The following is a 16477-nucleotide window of genomic DNA, read 5'->3' on the forward strand; positions in this document are numbered from 1 at the left end:
GGGCCGGTGGGCCGCGGGCCCGGCGCTCAGCGGATGCCGAGGGCGAACATCGCCACCAGCATCGCCAGCGCCAGCAGGACGCCGGCTCTGCGCATCATGGCCTGGGCGTCGCGCAGTTCCTTCGGCGGCTTGTTCTCGGGGTCGGACCACAGCATGCTCCCGATCCTGCTGCGCCGCCCGCCCCTACGCCTGAGTACGGGTACTCAAAGCCGCCCCCGTGCGGACGGGGACGGCTTCGCGCCTCAGGCCGGCCAGTACGTCCGCGCCCAGGCCCGGGGGCCCGGCTGCGGGCTGCCGCCCCGGGCGATGCGCCCCGGGTCGGACCACTGCTCGGGCGGCAGCGGCGCGCCGGACGACACGGCGGACGCCGCCGCGGCGCGCGCCCGGACCACCGCCAGTGCGGCGGCCAGCTCCTCCGGGGTGGGGTTGCCCCGTACGACCCTGATCATGGGCAGACCTTTCTGCGAGCGGCTGATGGGACCGGTCAGAGCGGGATGTTGCCGTGCTTCTTCGGAGGCAGGGATTCCCGCTTCGTCCGCAGTTGACGCAGCCCCTTGACGATATGGGCCCGGGTGTCGGACGGCATGACGACCGCGTCGACGTAGCCGCGCTCGGCCGCCACGTACGGGTTGAGCAGCGCGTCCTCGTAGGCCGTCATCAGCTCGGCCTGCGTCGCGTCCGGGTCCTCGGCGGCGGCGATGGTGCGGCGGTGCAGGATGTTCACCGCGCCCTGGGCGCCCATGACGGCGATCTGGGCGGTCGGCCAGGCCAGGTTCAGGTCCGCGCCCAGGTGCTTGGAGCCCATCACGTCGTACGCGCCGCCGAAGGCCTTGCGCGTGATGACGGTGATCAGCGGGACCGTCGCCTCCGCGTACGCGTAGATCAGCTTCGCGCCGCGCCGGATGATGCCGCCGTACTCCTGGTCCACGCCCGGCAGGAAGCCCGGCACGTCCACGAAGGTGACGACGGGGACGTTGAACGCGTCGCAGGTGCGGACGAAGCGCGCCGCCTTCTCGCTGGCGTTGATGTCCAGGCAGCCGGCGAACTGCATCGGCTGGTTGGCGACGATGCCGACCGGGTGGCCCTCGACCCGGCCGAATCCGGTGATGATGTTCGGCGCGAACAGGGCCTGGGTCTCCAGGAACTCGCCGTCGTCCAGCACGTGCTCGATCGCGGTGTGCATGTCGTACGGCTGGTTCGCCGAGTCCGGGATGAGCGTGTCCAGCTCGCGGTCCTCGTCGGTGGTGGCGAGGTCGGCCTCCTCCGGGAAGGCCGGGGCCTCGGAGAGGTTGTTCGACGGGAGGTAGGACAGCAGGGACTTGACGTACTCGATGGCGTCCTTCTCGTCGCCCGCCATGTGGTGCGCCACCCCGGAGGTGGTGTTGTGCGTACGGGCGCCGCCCAGCTCCTCGAAGCCGACGTCCTCGCCGGTGACCGTCTTGATGACGTCGGGGCCGGTGATGAACATGTGCGAGGTCTGGTCGACCATCACCGTGAAGTCGGTGATCGCGGGGGAGTAGACCGCACCGCCCGCGCACGGCCCGACGATCAGCGAGATCTGCGGGATCACCCCGGAGGCGTGCACGTTGCGGCGGAAGATCTCGGCGAACAGGCCGAGCGCGACGACGCCTTCCTGGATCCGCGCGCCGCCGCCGTCGTTGATGCCGATGACCGGGCAGCCGGTCTTCAGCGCGAAGTCCATGACCTTGACGATCTTCTCGCCGTAGACCTCGCCGAGCGAACCGCCGAAGATGGTGAAGTCCTGCGAGTACACGCAGACCGGGCGGCCGTCGACCGTGCCGTAGCCGGTGACGACACCGTCCCCGTACGGGCGGTTCTTCTCGATGCCGAAGTTGGTGGAGCGGTGCCGGGCGAACTCGTCGAGCTCCACGAAGGAGCCCTCGTCCAGCAGCAGCTCGACCCGCTCACGGGCCGTCAGCTTGCCCTTGGCGTGCTGCTTCTCGACCGCGCGGGCCGAACCGGCGTGCGTCGCCTCGTCGATGCGGCGCGTCAGGTCCGCGAGCTTGCCCGCGGTGGTGTGGATGTCGCTTAGCGGCTCGGACATCGGGGGGCGGCTCCCTGCCTGGTCACGGGGACGACGTCTGGCACCGGTCACGGGGGGACGGCCAGCCGTCAGTCCGGCTCTGGCTACTGACTCGTAGGGTATCGGCGCGCCTCCGGAAAGGCAGTGCGTCCTTTGCCACACCTAGGCTGGGTTGCATGACACCACCGGATGCGCCACACAACCGCTGGTCGGATCTCGACCGGCCGCCCCTCAACGTGACCGCGCTGCGGCGCGGGCTGCTGCGGCCGGGCACGCTGTGGACGTCGCTGGAGGTCGTGGAGTCCACCGGATCCACCAACACCGACCTCGCCGGGCGGGCCCGTGGCGGGGCGGCGGCCGAGGGCACGGTGCTGGTCGCCGAGGAGCAGACCGCGGGGCGCGGACGGCTGGAGCGGACCTGGACCGCACCGCCCCGCTCCGGGCTGTTCTTCTCCGTCCACCTGGAGCCCGGCGACATCCCCGTGGAGCGGTGGGGGTGGGTGCCGCTGCTGGCCGGGGTCGCCGCCGCGACCGGGCTCGCGAAGTCGGCCGGCGTCGACATGTCGCTGAAGTGGCCCAACGACCTGCTGGTCACGATCGAGGGGCAGGAGCGCAAGACGGGCGGCATCCTCGGCGAGTTCGCGGGGGACGGCATCGTCGTGGGCCTCGGCATCAACGTCTCGCTCCGTGCCGACGAGCTGCCCGCCCCCACCGCCGGGTCGCTGGCGCTCGCCGGAGCGGTCTCCACCGACCGCGAGACCCTGCTGCGCGCCGTCCTGCGCTCGCTGGAGGACTGGTACGGCCGGTGGAAGGCGGCGGACGGCGACGCGGCCGCGAGCGGGCTCCAGGCCGCCTACGCGGCGGGCTGCGCGACGCTGGACCGGACCGTGCGGGCGGAGCTGCCGGGGGGTGCGTCCCTGGTCGGCGAGGCGGTCGCGATCGACGGGGACGGGCGTCTCGTCCTCTCCACCGAGGACGGGCTCCAGCGGCCGGTGTCGGCCGGGGACATCGTCCACCTGCGCGGCGCGGCGGGCGGCCTGACCTGATCGGCCGTGCGCCCCCGCCGGGCGTACCGGTGGATACCGCGTATGCCTGAGATGTCACGCGCGACGCACCGATGACGGACAACCAAGGACGTGAGCTGGGGCACACCTGCCGTATCGTTGAGGCGATCCAGCGACAGATCGGCAGGGCAGTGCGCAGGGAACGGGCAGGAGGCGGCTGGTGACCGTCGGCGACACGACGTCCGGCGCGGGTGAGGAGCCCGGGCCCGACTCCTCGGTCCACGCCACACCCCACCACGAGGTCGACCACACGGTGGAACCGACCGACGACCCCCTCGCCATCCGCCTCGAAGCGCTGATCCTGGGGGCCGACCGGCGCTACACGCCCTTCCAGGCGGCCCGCACCGCCGGGGTCTCGATGGACCTGGCCTCCCGGTTCTGGCGGGCCATGGGCTTCGCCGACATCGGCCAGGCCAAGGCGCTCACCGAGGCGGACGTGCTCGCCCTGCGGCGGCTCGCCGGTCTCGTCGAGGCGGGGCTGCTCAGCGAGCCGATGGCGATCCAGGTCGCCCGTTCCACCGGGCAGACCACCGCCCGGCTGGCCGAGTGGCAGATCGACTCGTTCCTGGAGGGGCTGACCGAGCCGCCCGAGCCCGGCATGACCCGCACCGAGGTCACGTATCCGCTGATCGAGCTGTTGCTCCCGGAGCTCCAGGAGTTCCTCGTCTACGTGTGGCGGCGCCAGCTCGCCGCCGCCACCGGCCGGGTCGTGCAGGCCGCGGACGACGAGGAGATGGTCGACCGGCGGCTCGCCGTCGGCTTCGCGGACCTGGTCGGCTTCACCCGGCTGACCCGGCGCCTGGAGGAGGAGGAGCTCGGCGAGCTGGTCGAGTCCTTCGAGACGACCGCCGCCGACCTGGTCGCGGCCCACGGCGGGCGGCTCATCAAGACCCTCGGCGACGAGGTCCTCTTCGCCGCCGACGACGCGGGCACCGCCGCCGAGATAGCGCTCCGGCTGATCGAGGCCATGTCCCAGGACGAGACGATGCCCGCCCTGCGGGTCGGCATCGCCTTCGGCACGGTCACCACCCGGATGGGCGATGTCTTCGGCACCACGGTGAACCTCGCCAGCCGGCTCACCTCGATAGCGCCGAAGGACGCCGTCCTGGTCGACGGGGCGTTCGCCAAGGAGCTGGTCCGGCACGGTGAGGCCCCGGAGTCCGAGGCACAGGCCGCCGAGGCCGTCGCGGCCGCCGCCGAGCGGGCCCGGGTCGCGGAGAAGGAGGGCCGCGAGCCCGACGACGAGCCGCCGCTGCCCACGTACCGCTTCGGGCTCCAGCCGATGTGGCAGCGCCCGGTGCGCGGGCTCGGCGTGGTGGAGCCGTGGCTGCTGGCCCGGCGGGGGAAGACCGGCTCCTGAACGCGGCCCGCCCCCGCGACGCGCCGCTGCCGTCCGGCCTCTGTCGCTCGTCGCTGCCGCCCTCGCCGCTGCCGTCACGCCTCCGCCCCGGTCGTCACGTCCTCGTCCCCGCCCCGCCCTGCCCCGCACCCCGCCCCCGGCCCGCTCTGTCGGGGGCGGGGGCTTCCTGTCTAGGATCCGTGACGGTAACGCTCGTTAACAGGCCGTCCATGACAGGGGTGCAGCCATGACCGTCACGTCCGAGCAGCGGTTCGGGGAGTTCGTCGTCGTCCGACGGCACGAGGGGCAGGACCACGTTGCCGAGCTGGTCCTCGACCGGCCCAAGGCCATGAACGCCGTCTCCACCGACATGGCCCGCTCCATCGCCGCCGCCTGCGAGGCGCTCGGCGCCGACCGGGACGTCCGCGCCACCGTCCTGACCTCCAGCCACGAACGGGCCTTCTGCGTGGGTGCGGACCTCAAGGAGCGCAACTCCTTCACCGACGCCGACCTCGTACGCCAGCGGCCCACCGCCCGGGCCGCCTACACCGGGGTCCTGGAGCTGCCCATGCCGGTGATCGCCGCCGTGCACGGCTTCGCCCTCGGCGGCGGCTTCGAACTCGCCCTCGCCTGCGATGTGATCGTCGCCGACGCCACCGCCGTGGTCGGGCTGCCCGAGGTGTCCGTGGGCGTCATCCCGGGCGGCGGCGGCACACAGCTGCTGCCGCGCCGGGTGGGGGCGGCGCGCGCCGCCGAGCTGGTGTTCAGCGCCCGCCGGGTCGGGGCCGCCGAGGCGCGCGGGCTGGGGCTGGTCGACGAGCTGGTCGAGGCGGGCCGGGACCGCGAGGAGGCCCTCGCGCTGGGCGGCCGGATCGCCGCCAACTCGCCGGTCGGGCTGCGTGCGGCCAAGAAGGCGCTGCGGCTGGGGCAGGGGCTCGACCTGCGGGCGGGCCTGGAGGTCGAGGACGCGGCCTGGCGGTCGGTGGCCTTCTCCGGGGACCGGGCGGAGGGGGTGGCCGCGTTCAACGAGAAGAGGCGGCCCGACTGGCCCGGTGAGTGAACCGGGGCATCGGTTACGCGGAGTGAGTGCGCTTCCGGGGAAATAGTTGAAATTAGTTACGCTTCAAACTGATCAAAAGGGGACAAATCTACATAAGCTGGAGCAATGGGTGGTGACGATGAGCGGCTACGGGCCGTGGTTTCGCTGGCGCAGACCATGGCCGCGGCCTACACGCCGCGCGAATCGTGGCGGGCCGCGGCGCTGGGCGCCTGCGAGGCGCTGAGCGGCAGTTTCGCCGCGCTCTCCGTGTGGGAGCGGGACCGGGGCAGACTGCGGGTGCTGGTGAACGCGGGCCAACGGGCCGAGGGGGAGGAGGAGTTCCCCGAGGAGGAGGCCTACCCGGTCCATGAGTTCCCGGAGATCACCGAGTTCCTGCACGAGCGCTGGGCGGGTGGCGGCGAGCCCGACGCCTGGGTGGAGACCGCCGACGGGCAGCCCGGCGCGGGCGGTCCGGCGCGCGGCGCCCGCCCGTACTGCCACCAGCGGGTCGCGGCGCTCCGGCGGCGCGGCCGGAGCTGCTGTGTGGTCGCGCCGATCGTGCTGCACGGCCGGGCGTGGGGCGAGCTGTACGTGGCGCGGCCGGCCGGGCAGCCCGTCTTCGACCGGGCCGACGCGGACTTCGCGACCGTGCTCGCCGCCGTCGTGGCCTCCGGGATCGCCCAGACCGAGCGCCTGGAGGAGGTCCGCAAGCTGGCCTTCACCGACCCGCTGACCGGTCTGGCGAACCGCCGCGCGGTCGACATCCGGCTCGACGAGGCCATCGAGCGGCACCGCGTCGACGACACGGTCGTCAGCCTCGTCGTCTGCGACCTGAACGGCCTCAAGGCGGTGAACGACACCCACGGCCACGCCGTCGGCGACCGCCTGCTGGAACGTTTCGGCTCGGTGCTGTCCCTGTGCGGGGCGATGCTGCCGGAGGCGCTGGCGGCCCGGCTGGGCGGCGACGAGTTCTGCCTGCTCGCGACGGGCCCCCCGGCCGACGCGGTGGTCGGCGTCGCCACCGAGCTGTGCGACCGGGCGGCGGTGATCGAGCTGGGCGACGGGGTCGCCTGCGGGGTCGCCTCCACCGGCGACCCGATCGGCCCGGTGCGCTCCGCCCGCCGGCTGTTCCGGCTCGCGGACGCCGCCCAGTACCGGGCCAAGGCCGCGCGCTCGCCGGGTCCGGTGGTGGCCGGGCGGGACGGCGAGGTCATCCGGCTCGCGGACTCCCCGCCGAAGTCCGCGCACGACCGGCGAAGGCTGCGCGGCAACCGGCCGTGACCCGCCACCGCTCGGGCCTCAGTGCGGTGGCGGCATCCGCTCCAGGGCGTTCTCCACGGTGCAGCCGCCCTCTCCGCGCATCCGCTGTACCCGGGACGGCACCCACACCTCGGTGGCGCCCGGGCTCACCCGGCCGAGGAGGCAGTCCTGCGGGTCGTAGCGGTCGCCCTCCACCGACAGGAGGACACCGACCCGGTCGGCGCCCGCCCTCACCTCGGTACGGATCGCCTCGTCCATGTCCAGCGCGGCGACCGCCCGGCGCACCTCTGCCTCGTCCACCCGGCCGCCCTCCGGCACCCGGGGGAGCTTCGCGCGCAGTTCCTCGTGCGGCAGCGCGGGCGGTTCGGGCGGCGGGGCGAAGGCCGGCCGGGGGCCGTCCGGGCAGTCCACGTCGCGCGGGTCCTCGCGCCACCGGGACTTCGGCGACACCCGGACCGCGAAGCAGCGCCGTACGGTGACCGGCTCGGGGTCGAACGTCTGGTCGTACGCCGTGCCGTGCGTGCGGACGACCAGCTCGATGCCGTCCCCGTCGCGGGTCGAGGCGCCCTTCACCCGCAGCACCTCCACCCCCTCGACGCCGGAGGCGATGTACCCGACCTCCTCCGCCGTGCGCGGACGCTGACCGTAGAGCCGCTCGCCCGCCTTCCTGGCCACGTCCCGCGCGGAGTCCGCGGCCTCGCCCTCGGAGGACTGGAGCATTCCGCAGCCGGCGGCGGAGAACAGCAACAACGGTGCGAGCAGCAGGAGTCGACGCATGCGTGCAGCCTCCCGGCAGCGCGCGCCGCGGGCAAGCCGCTCACGTACCCATGCGGAGTCGTGCCCGCACTCGTGCCGGTTCCGTAAGGGGCCCTGCACGGCACCACTAGTGACATGGCGGGTTTCAATACGTACGCTGCTGAATATGGATATGCACACTGTCGTGGTGGGGACGTCCGGAACCACCGCCGAGGACGTCGTCGCCGTGGCCCGCCACGGCGCCCGGGTCGAGCTCTCCGCCGCCGCCGTGGAAGCCCTGGCCGCCGCCCGTCTCATCGTGGACGCGCTCGCCGCCAAGCCCGAGCCGGTCTACGGCGTCTCCACCGGCTTCGGCGCCCTCGCCAGCCGCCACATCAGCCCGGAACTGCGGGCGCAGCTCCAGCGCAACATCGTCCGCTCGCACGCGGCAGGCATGGGCCCCCGCGTCGAGCGCGAGGTCGTCCGCGCGCTGATGTTCCTCCGGCTGAAGACGGTCGCCTCCGGCCACACCGGCGTACGCCCCGAGGTCGCGCAGACCATGGCCGACCTGCTGAACGCGGGCATCACGCCCGTCGTCCACGAATACGGCTCGCTCGGCTGCTCGGGCGACCTCGCCCCGCTCTCGCACTGCGCGCTCACCCTGATGGGCGAGGGCGACGCGGAGGGCCCCGACGGTACCGTCCGCCCGGCCGGCGAGCTCCTCGCCGCGCACGGCATCACCCCGGTCGAGCTCCGCGAGAAGGAGGGCCTGGCCCTCCTCAACGGCACCGACGGCATGCTCGGCATGCTCGTCATGGCCCTCGCCGACCTGAAGAACCTCTACACCTCGGCCGACATCACCGCGGCCCTCTCCCTGGAGGCGCTGCTCGGCACGGACAAGGTCCTCGCCCCCGAGCTGCACGCCATCCGCCCGCACCCCGGCCAGGGCGTCAGCGCGGACAACATGCTGCGGGTGCTGGCCGGTTCGGGCCTGACGGGCCATCACCAGGATGACGCGCCCCGGGTCCAGGACGCCTACTCGGTGCGCTGCGCACCCCAGGTCAACGGCGCCGGCCGGGACACCCTGGACCACGCGGCCGTGGTCGCGGGCCGCGAGCTGGCCTCCTCCGTGGACAACCCGGTGGTCCTCCCCGACGGCCGCGTCGAGTCCAACGGCAACTTCCACGGCGCCCCCGTCGCGTACGTCCTGGACTTCCTCGCGATCGTCGCCGCCGACCTCGGCTCGATCTGCGAGCGCCGCACCGACCGGCTGCTCGACAAGAACCGCTCGCACGGCCTGCCGCCGTTCCTCGCGGACGACGCCGGGGTCGACTCGGGCCTGATGATCGCCCAGTACACCCAGGCCGCCCTGGTCAGCGAGATGAAGCGGCTCGCGGTCCCCGCCTCCGCCGACTCCATCCCGTCCTCCGCGATGCAGGAGGACCACGTCTCCATGGGCTGGTCCGCCGCGCGCAAACTCCGTACGGCCGTGGACAACCTGACCCGGATCGTCGCCGTCGAGCTGTACGCGGCGACCCGCGCCGTCGAGATCCGCGCCGCCCAGGGCCTGACCCCCGCCCCCGCCTCGCAGGCCGCCGTGGACGCGCTGCGGGCCGCCGGCGCCGAGGGCCCGGGCCCGGACCGCTTCCTCGCGCCGGACCTGGCCGCCGCCGACACGTTCGTACGGGAGGGCCGCCTGGTCGCGGCCGTGGAGCCGGTCACCGGGCCGCTGGCCTGAGCCGTACCCGTACGTGCGCACGGAAGGGTGCTCCCGCGACGATGGCGCGGGAGCACCCTTCCGTGAGCGGGATGCTCAGAGCGCCGGGCGCGCCCCCGCACCGGAGCGGTGCACCGAGTACGTGACGAAGCCCGCGCCGAGGCCCAACAGGGCTGTGCCGCCGATGAGATACGGCGTGGTGTCCGGGCCCGGCCCGGTGTCGGCGAGGAGCGCGCCGGAGCCTTCGCCGGAGCTTCCGGCGGACTGTCCGGCGGTCCGGTCGGACGCGGCGGCCGGGGCGCCCTGGGCGCCGTTCTCACCGGTCGCGTTGGCCGACGGGACGAACCAGAGAGCGGCCAGCAGTGTGCCTGCGGCGGTGGCGGTCAGCAGTGTGCGACGAGCGACGGACACAGATTCGATCCCCTTGCGACAACCATGAGTTAGCCCCGTGGGCCGATGCTAAGCAAAGCAGCGGGTCGGTGGAAAGTCGCGGCCTCGCCGGGCCTTACGCTCCGGCCTATGAGCACAGAAGAGACATCCAGGTTTGTTCGACTTCGCGTGGAGATGGTGCTGGAGGTCACCGACCTCGACGCCCTGACCGGCACCGCCCTCGAATCCATCGCCGCCGAGTACGGGGAGCCCGTCGCGGCGGTCGCAGGGAACGACACCGCCGAGGAGCGGATGCATGCGGAGGCCACGGTCCGGGCAGACGGTGCAGAGGCCCTCGCCTCGCTGGTCGATCCCTTCGACCTGGTCAGCGAGGTGCCCGGGGTCGAGCTGGCCCAGGCTTCCTGGAGCAGCGAGAGCATCGACTACGACCCCGACGCGGAGGGCTGGGACGACCCGGAAGGCGGCGACGAGGACCTCTTCCTGCCGCTGGGCGAGGGCGATGAGGAGGGGTACGGCGACGCGGTCGCGCACAATGGGAGGAACGACGGCGAGGACGGTGACCCCGCGCAGCGGGTGTGACAGGTGAGAACACCGGCCCCGGCCCCCGCCGACCGGCGGACCGGGGCCGCGCCGGGCGTCGGCGGAAACCGCGGCCGGGCCGCGGGAACCACCGCTGCCGGGGCCGCGTCGATGAGTGGTGTTCCCCACATCTGTCAGGGATGTGGAACGGACCACCCTTTCCGGGTGTTCTTGGAACATTGACGGGGAAGAGCGGCCTGGCGGCCCCGTCCGGGGATTTTGGGGAATCGGCAACGATGGAGAAGCGTGTGATGACGGACAGCAAGCGGCGCAGGGGCCTCATGGCCATGTCCGCACTGCTCGGCGGCGTGCTGGTGCTTTCGGCCTGTAGCGACGACGGCGACAAGGGCGGCAAGGCCAACACCGGCAGCTCGGAGTCGTCGCAGCAGGAGGTCGACAAGGCGGCAGCCGCTGACGCCTCCGAGGCGCAGATAGCGATCAAGCCGAAGAACGGCGCCACCAACGCCAGCATCAACAACGCGGCCCAGGTCACCGTCGCCAAGGGCAAGCTGACCAAGGTCGTCATGACCACGGCGGCCGGCGACCCGGTCGAGGGCACCCTGGCGGCCGACGGGTCCAGCTGGAAGCCCGCGGACCAGCTGGAGCGGTCCACCACGTACAAGATCGACGCCACGGCCGCCGACTCGAAGGGCCGCGAGGCCCACGAGAACAGCTCCTTCACCACCGTCTCGCCCGACAACAGCTTCATCGGGAACTTCACCCCCGAGGACGGTTCGACGGTCGGCGTCGGCATGCCCGTCTCGATCAACTTCAACAAGGCGATCACGGACAAGAAGGCCGTCCAGGACGGCATCACCGTGACCTCCAGCAGCGGCCAGGAAGTCGTCGGCCACTGGTTCAACGCCCAGCGCCTGGACCTGCGCCCCGAGGACTACTGGCAGGGCGGCTCCACCGTCACCCTGAAGCTGGCCCTCGACGGCGTCGAGGGCGCGGACGGCGTCTTCGGCGTCCAGCAGAAGACCGTGACCTTCAAGGTCGGCCGCAACCAGGTCTCCACCGTCGACGCGAAGACCAAGCAGATGACGGTCACCCGCGACGGCAAGACGATCAAGACGATCCCGATCTCCGCGGGCTCCCCCGAGAACCCCACGTACAACGGTCGGATGGTGATCTCCGAGAAGCACAAGGAGACCCGGATGAACGGCGCCACCGTCGGCTTCACCGATGACGACGGCAAGGGCGAGTACGACATCAAGGACGTGCCGCACGCGATGCGCCTGTCCACGTCGGGCACCTTCATCCACGGCAACTACTGGGGCAAGGGCATCTTCGGCAACGCCAACACCAGCCACGGCTGCGTGGGCCTCGCCGACGTGAAGGGCGCGAACGACTCCAGCGCGCCCGGCGCCTGGTTCTACGACAACTCCCTCGTCGGCGACGTGGTCATCGTCAAGAACTCCCCGGACAAGACCATCACCCCGGACAACGGCCTCAACGGCTGGAACATGAGCTGGGCCGAGTGGACGGCCGGCTCCCAGGCCTGATCCTCTTCCCGCCGTTCCTGCTCGGCACCCCCCGTCCCCGCCCGAAGGCGGCGGCCCCGGAGTCTTCCGGGACCGCCGCCTTCGGCGTGTCCGGTGCCCCTGTGACGCTGTGTCCGGCCCAGCCCCGTGAGGACGCGGCGCGGAAGCGCGGCATCGTCAACGGGCCCACCGGCACTGATGGTTCGGGGGCGGCGACCGTGCACCGACCCTGAACGGCCCCTGTCCGCCCCGGAGAAAACCCTGAGAGAGGCACCACGGCCGCGACAGCACACCTACCGTGACGAGGGCGCCCCGGCCGGGACCGCACGCCTGGAACAACCGCTCTCTTCACGAGGAGGATCCTTGCTGACGTCCATGCGGTGCAAGGGGAGATCCACGCCGCGGCGCCTCACCGCGCGGGGCACGGTCATGGTCGTGGGAACCGTCATGGCCGTCACGACCGGCCTCTCCGGCGCTCCCGTGGTCCAGACGTCGCCGTCTGCCGGCGCGTTGTCGCGATGGGCGCCGTGCGACGCCGGGGCGAAGCCGGGAGCCGAGTGCGCCACTCTCTCGGTGCCGGTGGACTGGGCCCGCCCCGACGGGCCGAGACTGGACCTGGCCGTGGCCCGCCGTCAGGCCACCGAACCGGGCGCGCGCATCGGCTCGATGGTGTTCGGCCCCGGCGGCCCGGGCGACTCGGGTGTGGGGATGGTGGTCGGGAACATCGGCCGGTTCAGCCCCGAGGTCCGCCGAAGGTTCGACATCGTCGGTTTCGACCCGCGCGGGGTGGGCGGCAGCAACCCGGTGGCCTGCTCCGCCGGCCTGCTCGCGGAGCGGCCGTCACCGGAGCTGAGGAGCCAGGCGGACTTCGACGCCACCGTGGCGTACAACAAGCTGCTCCGCGTCGATTGCCGGGCCCGTACCGGCCCGGTGTTCGACCACCTCGACACCGCCCGGACGGTCCGGGACCTGGACGCTCTCCGGGCCGCCCTCGGCGAGCGGAAGCTGACCTTCCACGGGAGTTCGTACGGCACGCTGCTCGGTGCGCAGTACGCCGAGACCTACCCGCGCCGCGTACGCGCGATGGTGCTGGAGAGCGTCATGGACCACAGCATCCCGACCACCCGCGAGTTCCTGCGGTCCGAGGCGGCCACGGCGCAGGACTCCTTCCGGGAGTTCGTGAAGTGGTGCGACGGCGCCGCCGCCTGCGCGCTGCGCGGTCACGACGTCCGCACCGTCTGGCAGGGCCTGCTGGACCGGGCCGGGCAGGGCCGGTTGGAGAACCCCGCGAAGCCGGGCACCGCACTGTCCTCCTCGGACCTGGTCAACAGGATCGCGTTCCGGAAGTTCTACTCCGCCGACTACGCGGGCCTCGCCACGGAGATCGCGCGCCTGCACGTGAGCGAGCCGCTGCCCGCGTCGCCCACCTCGAACATGCCGCTGCCCCTCGCCACCCCGGTCTTCTGCTCCGACTGGCGCCTGCCGGTGCGCGACTACCGGGAGTACGCCTCGCTCGTCTCCACGATGAACCGGACCGCGCCCGACCTGCCCCACCTGCTGCCGATCCACATGGTGGCGGCGTGCCTGGGCGCGCCGACCGCCAACCCGCAGCACCGGCTGGACGTGGACGGGGCACCGCCGATCCTGCTGTCCAACGCGCTGCACGATCCCGCCACCGGCTACGCGTGGGCGGTCTCGGTGGCCCGGCAGCTCGGCCGAGGCGGCGTGCTCCTCACCTACGAGGGCCACGGCCACGGCAGCGTCACCAGAGGCCCGTGCATGGAGGACGCGGTGGACGGCTACCTCACGGACCTGGCGGTCCCGCCACGGGGCACGAGCTGCCCCGCTGTGTCTCCCTGACGGCTTGCCGGTCGGTGCGGGTCCGTCCGCGAGGCGGATCCGGTGGGAGGGCGGTGGTGACGCGTTCGGGCCTCGGCGCGGTGTCGGGGAGGCCGCCACCTACGACGGAGCGGGCTCAGCCCGCGCGCCCCTGCACCGCTGCCCGGTACGACCGGAGGTCGCTGCGCCGGACCTGGCGCACCCCCGCGAGGTCCTCGGGCGCCCCGGAGCGGCGGTCGGGGGCCCTGCCAGGGGCGCTGGCCGCCGCCGCGCCGCGGAGCCGGTGCCAGGGCTGGCGCGGCAGCCAGAGGAGCCCGTACAGCCAGCGCAGCACCAGCAGGCGGAACCCCGGCCGTCCCGCGTCGGGCAGCCGGATCACCCGGACGCCCATGATCAGCTTTCCGGCGCTCGCCCGGACGGCCATCGTCAGCAGCACCTGGTTGGCGAACGACAGCGCGACCGACTGGACGAGCAGCAGGGCGACCGCGTGCCCCGTCCCGCCGGAGTCCAGGCAGGACCGCACCAGGAGTCCGACGGCCAGCAGGCACAGATAGCTGTCGAGGCCGACCGCCAGATAGCGCCGCATGTCCCCCGTGCCCCTGGGGAGGCGCGGCTCCCTCCGCGGCGCCGGGGCGGGATACACGGAGCGGGCGTACGCGGGATAGGCCGCCCTGGGGAGCGCGTCCCCGGACGCCGGCCGGCCCGGTGTCGCGGGCGGGGTCCGGCGGGGCCGGGCGTCGCCGCTCCCGGTCCTGCGTACGCGGTACAGCGCCCGTAATTCGTCAGGAGGCTGCCCTCTCCGCCGCCCCCGAGGCTTCGTCATGGGGGCATCATGACCGATCGTCAGGCGGGGTGTCCTTGTTCCTGGCGGGTAACACGGGTGCCCCGGCGTTGTTTTCACGGGACCCTTACGGTTCCGGCCCCCGGTCGCACGCGGGCCGCCCACCCGGCCCCCTATCGGGGGTGCAGCCTGCTCCACCCCGATACGGGGGCCCGCTCCCTCCTCACGGCGCGGCCCGGCCGACAGGCTGGACGCATCACCGACCACGGAGGCATCACCGTCATGAAAACCCTGCTCCGGCTCATCCTGTCCGCCGCGCTCGTCGCCAACGTCTTCCTCGGTTTCGCGGTCGACAGGAACGGCCTCGAAGTAGCCCTGAGTGTCGTCTCGGGCGTGGTCGTGCTCGCCTCCGCGGCCGGGCTCTGGGCGCTGAGGGGCTCACGCGAGGGCCGGTCCGAGCTGTGACCTTCGCCACCCGGAAGGTGTGCGGCGGGCGAGCGGACCCGAGCCGCGCGGGCTTGTCGGAACTCGGCCGGCCGGGGGCCTCGCAGGGCCCTGCGCGATGGTCCGGGCGCTGATCAAGCGGCCGATCCTGGTCAATATGTGGATGCTTCTCGAAGATCATCGGGCCGCGCGGGAGAATCGGACCGTACGACGGTCCCGCGCATCACCCTGCCGGGCGTCGGCCGCGTGGTCCTCCCGGGAGGGAGCCCACGGGGCTCCGGCGGGGGAGGCGGACCGGTGGCGCACCCCGGGGCGGGGGCGTCGACGCGCACGAGCCGACCACGGAAGGTCCTGATCAGATGCCGGTCATCCCCGACTCGCCCGACTCCACCCGCACGCACGAGGCCGCGGCCCGCGTCATCGAGCCGCTCTACGCCGAGGTCCTGCGCCGCAACCAGGGTGAGCAGGAGTTCCACCAGGCGGTCCGCGAGGTCCTGGAGACGCTCGGGCCGGTGCTGACCCGGCGCCCCGAGTTCGTCGACGCGCGCATCATCGAGCGCATATGCGAGCCCGAGCGCCAGCTGATCTTCCGGGTGCCGTGGTCGGACGACTCCGGGGACATCCACGTCAACCGGGGCTTCCGGGTGGAGTTCTCCAGCTCGCTCGGCCCCTACAAGGGCGGGCTGCGCTTCCACCCCTCGGTCAACCTCGGCATCGTGAAGTTCCTCGGCTTCGAGCAGATCTTCAAGAACGCCCTCACCGGCATGCCCATCGGCGGCGGCAAGGGCGGCGCGGACTTCGACCCCAAGGGCCGGTCCGACGCCGAGATCATGCGGTTCTGCCAGTCCTTCATGACCGAACTCCACCGTCACCTGGGGGAGTACACCGACGTCCCGGCCGGTGACATCGGCGTGGGCGGCCGCGAGATCGGCTACCTCTTCGGCCAGTACAAGCGGATCACCAACCGTTACGAGTCCGGCGTCCTCACCGGCAAGGGCCTCGGCTGGGGCGGCGCCCAGGCCCGTACGGAGGCCACCGGCTACGGCACGGTCCTGTTCACCGCCGAGATGCTGCGCAGCCGGGGCGAGTCGCTGGAGGGCCAGACCGTCGCGGTCTCCGGCTCCGGCAACGTGGCCATCTACGCCGTCGAGAAGGCCCAGCAGCTCGGCGCGACCGTGGTGACCTGCTCGGACTCCAGCGGCTACGTCGTCGACGAGAAGGGCATCGACCTCGCCCTCCTCAAGGAGATCAAGGAGGCCGGCCGGGGCCGCGTCTCGGAGTACGCCGAACGGCGCGGCGCACACGCCCGGTTCGTCCCCGGTACGGGGGTGTGGTCGGTCCCCGTGGACGTGGCCCTGCCCTGCGCCACGCAGAACGAGCTCCACGAGGCCGACGCGCTGGCCCTCGTGCGCAACGGGGTCAAGGCGGTCGCGGAGGGCGCCAACATGCCCACCACCCCGGACGCGGTCCGGGTGTTCCAGGAGGCGGGCGTCGCCTTCGCCCCCGGCAAGGCGGCCAACGCGGGCGGGGTCGCGACGAGCGCCCTGGAGATGCAGCAGAACGCGTCCCGGGACTCGTGGACCTTCTCCCACACCGAGGAGCGGCTCGCCGAGATCATGCGGCACATCCACGACTCCTGCTACACGACCGCCGAGCGGTACGGCAGCCCCGGCAACTACGTGGTGGGCGCGAACATCGCGGGCTTCGAACTGGTCGCGGACGCGATGCTGGCGCAGGGCCTGATCTGACCGTACGGGGCGAC

General features: G+C 72.8%; 16 protein-coding genes. 10 read left to right on the forward strand and 6 right to left on the reverse strand.

Annotation, left to right across the window (positions count from 1 at the left end; genetic code table 11):
• Positions 1-26: 26 nt before the first annotated feature.
• From mmpB to OG245_RS24130, 3 genes are all read right to left on the reverse strand, one after another.
• Entirely contained in the window at positions 27-155 is a 129-nt protein-coding gene (gene mmpB, locus OG245_RS24120; RefSeq protein ID WP_371625533.1) for a morphogenic membrane protein MmpB, read from the reverse strand.
• 87 nt (positions 156-242) lie between these two features.
• The gene (locus OG245_RS24125) at positions 243-449 is read right to left on the reverse strand and encodes an acyl-CoA carboxylase epsilon subunit (RefSeq protein WP_371625534.1); all 207 of its coding nucleotides are present in this window, start codon (positions 447-449) and stop codon (positions 243-245) included.
• A gap of 35 nt (positions 450-484) precedes the next feature.
• Positions 485-2065, reverse strand: coding sequence for an acyl-CoA carboxylase subunit beta (locus OG245_RS24130; RefSeq protein WP_371625535.1), 1581 nt, complete (start codon positions 2063-2065; stop codon positions 485-487).
• Between the two features lie 155 nt (positions 2066-2220).
• On the opposite strand from OG245_RS24130, the gene OG245_RS24135 reads away from it, so the two are divergent.
• The 4 genes from OG245_RS24135 (at position 2221) to OG245_RS24150 (ending at position 6767) form a co-directional block, all read left to right on the forward strand.
• Positions 2221-3090, forward strand: a complete 870-nt coding sequence (locus OG245_RS24135; protein ID WP_371625536.1) for a biotin--[acetyl-CoA-carboxylase] ligase — start codon at positions 2221-2223, stop codon at positions 3088-3090.
• 178 nt (positions 3091-3268) lie between these two features.
• A complete protein-coding gene (locus OG245_RS24140) occupies positions 3269-4468 on the forward strand; it encodes an adenylate/guanylate cyclase domain-containing protein (protein ID WP_371625537.1) in 1200 nt (399 codons plus the stop codon).
• Positions 4469-4694: 226 nt separating this feature from the next.
• On the forward strand, positions 4695-5507 hold the full coding sequence (locus tag OG245_RS24145; protein WP_371625538.1) for an enoyl-CoA hydratase/isomerase family protein: 813 nt from the start codon (positions 4695-4697) through the stop codon (positions 5505-5507).
• Positions 5508-5612: 105 nt separating this feature from the next.
• Positions 5613-6767, forward strand: a complete 1155-nt coding sequence (locus OG245_RS24150) for a diguanylate cyclase domain-containing protein (RefSeq protein WP_371625539.1) — start codon at positions 5613-5615, stop codon at positions 6765-6767.
• Between the two features lie 18 nt (positions 6768-6785).
• Here the strand turns inward: OG245_RS24150 and OG245_RS24155 are convergent, their stop codons facing one another.
• Positions 6786-7523: a translation initiation factor IF-2 gene (locus OG245_RS24155; RefSeq protein WP_371625540.1), complete on the reverse strand. Its 738-nt coding sequence runs from the start codon at positions 7521-7523 to the stop codon at positions 6786-6788.
• Between the two features lie 145 nt (positions 7524-7668).
• Here OG245_RS24155 and hutH point away from each other — a divergent pair, with 145 nt between their 5' ends.
• On the forward strand, positions 7669-9219 hold the full coding sequence (gene hutH, locus OG245_RS24160; RefSeq protein WP_371625541.1) for a histidine ammonia-lyase: 1551 nt from the start codon (positions 7669-7671) through the stop codon (positions 9217-9219).
• 75 nt (positions 9220-9294) lie between these two features.
• Here hutH and OG245_RS24165 read toward each other — a convergent pair whose 3' ends face one another.
• Entirely contained in the window at positions 9295-9609 is a 315-nt protein-coding gene (locus OG245_RS24165; protein ID WP_371625542.1) for a hypothetical protein, read from the reverse strand.
• A 108-nt stretch (positions 9610-9717) separates the two neighbouring features.
• Between OG245_RS24165 and OG245_RS24170 the strand changes: the two genes are divergently transcribed.
• The 3 genes from OG245_RS24170 to OG245_RS24180 all read left to right on the forward strand — a co-directional run bounded on the left by OG245_RS24170 (position 9718) and on the right by OG245_RS24180 (position 13511).
• Complete coding sequence (locus tag OG245_RS24170) at positions 9718-10167, forward strand: hypothetical protein (protein ID WP_371625543.1); 450 nt, start codon at positions 9718-9720, stop codon at positions 10165-10167.
• Between the two features lie 236 nt (positions 10168-10403).
• Positions 10404-11672 carry an Ig-like domain-containing protein gene (locus OG245_RS24175; protein ID WP_371625544.1) on the forward strand — a complete coding sequence of 423 codons (1269 nt, stop codon included), beginning with the start codon at positions 10404-10406 and terminating at the stop codon, positions 11670-11672.
• Between the two features lie 354 nt (positions 11673-12026).
• Entirely contained in the window at positions 12027-13511 is a 1485-nt protein-coding gene (locus OG245_RS24180; protein WP_371627978.1) for an alpha/beta hydrolase, read from the forward strand.
• Between the two features lie 115 nt (positions 13512-13626).
• Here the strand turns inward: OG245_RS24180 and OG245_RS24185 are convergent, their stop codons facing one another.
• Positions 13627-14076: an RDD family protein gene (locus OG245_RS24185; RefSeq protein WP_371625545.1), complete on the reverse strand. Its 450-nt coding sequence runs from the start codon at positions 14074-14076 to the stop codon at positions 13627-13629.
• Between the two features lie 477 nt (positions 14077-14553).
• Here OG245_RS24185 and OG245_RS24190 point away from each other — a divergent pair, with 477 nt between their 5' ends.
• Both OG245_RS24190 and gdhA read left to right on the forward strand, forming a co-directional pair.
• Complete coding sequence (locus OG245_RS24190) at positions 14554-14736, forward strand: hypothetical protein (protein ID WP_371625546.1); 183 nt, start codon at positions 14554-14556, stop codon at positions 14734-14736.
• Positions 14737-15074: 338 nt separating this feature from the next.
• Positions 15075-16463, forward strand: coding sequence for an NADP-specific glutamate dehydrogenase (gene gdhA / locus OG245_RS24195; protein ID WP_371625547.1), 1389 nt, complete (start codon positions 15075-15077; stop codon positions 16461-16463).
• Positions 16464-16477: the final 14 nt, after the last annotated feature.

It is taken from the genome of Streptomyces sp. NBC_01116 (assembly GCF_041435495.1).
Classification (GTDB): Bacteria; Actinomycetota; Actinomycetes; order Streptomycetales; family Streptomycetaceae; genus Streptomyces.

Excerpts from the sequence above, each read along its gene's own strand:
- OG245_RS24190 (WP_371625546.1), top strand. The coding sequence starts at position 14,554 with ATGAAAACCCTGCTCCGGCTCATCCTGTCCGCCGCGCTCGTCGCCAAC.
- OG245_RS24130 (WP_371625535.1), bottom strand. The coding sequence starts at position 2,065 with ATGTCCGAGCCGCTAAGCGACATCCACACCACCGCGGGCAAGCTCGCG.
- OG245_RS24170 (WP_371625543.1), top strand. The coding sequence starts at position 9,718 with ATGAGCACAGAAGAGACATCCAGGTTTGTTCGACTTCGCGTGGAGATG.
- OG245_RS24125 (WP_371625534.1), bottom strand. The coding sequence starts at position 449 with ATGATCAGGGTCGTACGGGGCAACCCCACCCCGGAGGAGCTGGCCGCC.
- OG245_RS24180 (WP_371627978.1), top strand. The coding sequence starts at position 12,027 with ATGCGGTGCAAGGGGAGATCCACGCCGCGGCGCCTCACCGCGCGGGGC.
- mmpB (WP_371625533.1), bottom strand. The coding sequence starts at position 155 with ATGCTGTGGTCCGACCCCGAGAACAAGCCGCCGAAGGAACTGCGCGAC.
- OG245_RS24175 (WP_371625544.1), top strand. The coding sequence starts at position 10,404 with ATGGAGAAGCGTGTGATGACGGACAGCAAGCGGCGCAGGGGCCTCATG.
- OG245_RS24145 (WP_371625538.1), top strand. The coding sequence starts at position 4,695 with ATGACCGTCACGTCCGAGCAGCGGTTCGGGGAGTTCGTCGTCGTCCGA.
- hutH (WP_371625541.1), top strand. The coding sequence starts at position 7,669 with ATGGATATGCACACTGTCGTGGTGGGGACGTCCGGAACCACCGCCGAG.
- OG245_RS24185 (WP_371625545.1), bottom strand. The coding sequence starts at position 14,076 with ATGCGGCGCTATCTGGCGGTCGGCCTCGACAGCTATCTGTGCCTGCTG.
- gdhA (WP_371625547.1), top strand. The coding sequence starts at position 15,075 with ATGCCGGTCATCCCCGACTCGCCCGACTCCACCCGCACGCACGAGGCC.
- OG245_RS24135 (WP_371625536.1), top strand. The coding sequence starts at position 2,221 with ATGACACCACCGGATGCGCCACACAACCGCTGGTCGGATCTCGACCGG.
- OG245_RS24155 (WP_371625540.1), bottom strand. The coding sequence starts at position 7,523 with ATGCGTCGACTCCTGCTGCTCGCACCGTTGTTGCTGTTCTCCGCCGCC.
- OG245_RS24150 (WP_371625539.1), top strand. The coding sequence starts at position 5,613 with ATGGGTGGTGACGATGAGCGGCTACGGGCCGTGGTTTCGCTGGCGCAG.